Consider the following 2,172-nt stretch of genomic DNA (forward strand, 5'->3'; position numbering starts at 1 on the left):
TTGCGGAATTACAGAGAGGAGCATAAAAATGAAAACGATAATGCCGTGGATTAACTCCAGGCACCCACAGAATAAAGTCATTGAAGAACCGGATCCGGAATTTGACCGCTACATGCGGCAAGCTGAAATATATCAAGAACTCAGTGATGAAGCCGACCGTGCTATGGCATTCGCAATTATCTTAGGCGCCTTGCTTTTCGGAGTACTCATGATTATCACTGCAATGTACCGCGACGGCATGATTATGATTTGAAACGTAAAGAGCATGCCTGCATTGCAAGCAAGAAGGAGCGTGGGCGAGTACGAAAAATGGTGCGATCAATTCGTTTTACGGTAAAGAAAAAGCCGTCAGCACTGGCATGCAGACGGTTTCTGATTAAAGCAAAGATTTATTTCAATGTAATTATATCACAGAAAGAAGGAAATGTGAATGAAAGTAATTTATATCAGTCATCCCTACGGTGGTGAAGAAAACAATCGCACAGCTGTAGATAAAATTATTTTAAAGCTTGGAGAAACATTCCCAGATGCCGCGTATTTTTCGCCGTTGCACGCACTGCGCCGGCCATATGATTTTAAAAACTACGATCGGGATTTAGACGCGGCAATTGAAATTATGAAACGCTGTGATGCTGTGTTTTTTACTGGAATATGGTCAGAAAGTACCGGCTGCCGTGAAGAATTTGAAACAGCAAATAAATTAAACATGCGGTATTTCTGCAATACGCAGAGTTTGATGAAATATTTGAAAGGAGAATAAGTAATGACAGTAAAAATAAATTCATTTGAAATTGAAAATGTCAAGCGCGTTAAAGCCATACAGCTTGAACCAACTGCAAACGGATTGACGGTCCTTGGAGGAAAAAACGGGCAAGGCAAGACCAGCGTATTGGATGCAATTGCTTGGGCGTTGGGGGGAGATAAGAAAAAACCATCCCAAGCCGCCCGTACTGGCAGCACCATCCCGCCGCATATCCACATTGAACTTAGTAATGGTCTAGTGGTGGAACGGAAAGGCAAGAATAGTGAACTTAAGGTTTTTGATCCTTCCGGACAAAAAGGTGGTCAGAAATTACTCAATGAGTTCATTGAACAGTTGGCACTGGACCTGCCTAATTTCATGTCTCTGAACGGCAGAGACAAAGCGAATACTTTATTGCGTATTATCGGCATTGGTGATGAGCTGACACAGCTTGACCGGGAAGAGCAGACACTTAGTAACCAACGATTAGAAGTAGGACGGATCGCCAAAAAGAAAAAGGGTAGCGCCGAAGAACTACCCTATTATGAAGATGCTCCGGATGAAACTATCAGTGCGTCGGATCTCATCAAACAGCAGCAAGCTATCTTGGCTAAAAACGGCGAAAACCAACGGAAGCGGGATAATGTACAGAAGATTTCTGAATCATTTCAAACGCTATCTACCCAAGTTACTGAACTACGCAGACAATTGGCCGAAAAAGAAAGCTTGTTGGATCAAATGGATATTGACCTTGCTACCGCAAAAACATCGGCTGCAGATCTTCATGATGAAAATACAGCGGAGCTGGAAGAAAATATTTCCAATATTGACAAAATCAACATCAAGGTTCGTGCTAATCAGGACAAAAAACGAGCTGTCAGTGAAGCCGAAGAAACGGAAGCACAATACAAGGAATTATCCAAGGCTATCGAAGACAAGCGCACTGAAAAAATAAATCTCTTGAATGGTGCCTCGCTGCCGCTTCCGGATCTTTCTGTAAAAGATGGTGAACTCACTTATAAGGATCAGGCATGGGACTGCATGAGCGCATCTGAACAGCTAAAAGTAGCCACTGCCATTATACGTCAGTTGAATCCGAATTGCGGGTTTGTCTTGATGGATAAATTGGAGCAAATGGATGTGGATACCATGAAAGAGTTTGGTGCTTGGCTCGAGCAGGAAGGACTGCAGGTCATTGCAACACGGGTAACTGCCGGGGATGACTGCAGCATTATTATTGAAGATGGATATATCAAAGGACAGGAACAGCCAATTGTAGATGCTGCACCTAAACCCACATGGCAGCCTGGTAAATTTTAAAAGGAGGAACGCATATGTTTGAGAAATGGACCATAAAAAGTGTTAAATATCTCAATTCAAGGATATTTATTAAGTTTATGGATGACAATGATGCCGAATATTCGCTGAAA

3 protein-coding genes are annotated in these 2,172 nt (G+C 42.4%); all 3 read left to right on the forward strand.

Going from position 1 to position 2,172, the window contains the following annotated elements; translation table 11 throughout:
- The first annotated feature begins 28 nt into the window (after positions 1-28).
- The 3 genes from AB840_RS15120 to AB840_RS15130 all read left to right on the forward strand — a co-directional run bounded on the left by AB840_RS15120 (position 29) and on the right by AB840_RS15130 (position 2,062).
- Positions 29-253 (forward strand): hypothetical protein, encoded by a 225-nt coding sequence (locus AB840_RS15120; protein WP_078791768.1) that lies wholly within the window; start codon positions 29-31, stop codon positions 251-253.
- 177 nt (positions 254-430) lie between these two features.
- Positions 431-760, forward strand: a complete 330-nt coding sequence (locus AB840_RS15125) for a DUF4406 domain-containing protein (RefSeq protein WP_048515650.1) — start codon at positions 431-433, stop codon at positions 758-760.
- A gap of 3 nt (positions 761-763) precedes the next feature.
- Entirely contained in the window at positions 764-2,062 is a 1,299-nt protein-coding gene (locus tag AB840_RS15130; protein WP_048515651.1) for an AAA family ATPase, read from the forward strand.
- The last annotated feature ends 110 nt before the right edge of the window (positions 2,063-2,172 follow it).

Origin of the sequence: Megasphaera cerevisiae DSM 20462 (genome assembly GCF_001045675.1) — a bacterium.
GTDB classification, from domain to species: Bacteria; Bacillota; Negativicutes; order Veillonellales; family Megasphaeraceae; genus Megasphaera; species Megasphaera cerevisiae.

Excerpts from the sequence above, each read along its gene's own strand:
- AB840_RS15120 (WP_078791768.1), top strand. The coding sequence starts at position 29 with ATGAAAACGATAATGCCGTGGATTAACTCCAGGCACCCACAGAATAAA.
- AB840_RS15130 (WP_048515651.1), top strand. The coding sequence starts at position 764 with ATGACAGTAAAAATAAATTCATTTGAAATTGAAAATGTCAAGCGCGTT.
- AB840_RS15125 (WP_048515650.1), top strand. The coding sequence starts at position 431 with ATGAAAGTAATTTATATCAGTCATCCCTACGGTGGTGAAGAAAACAAT.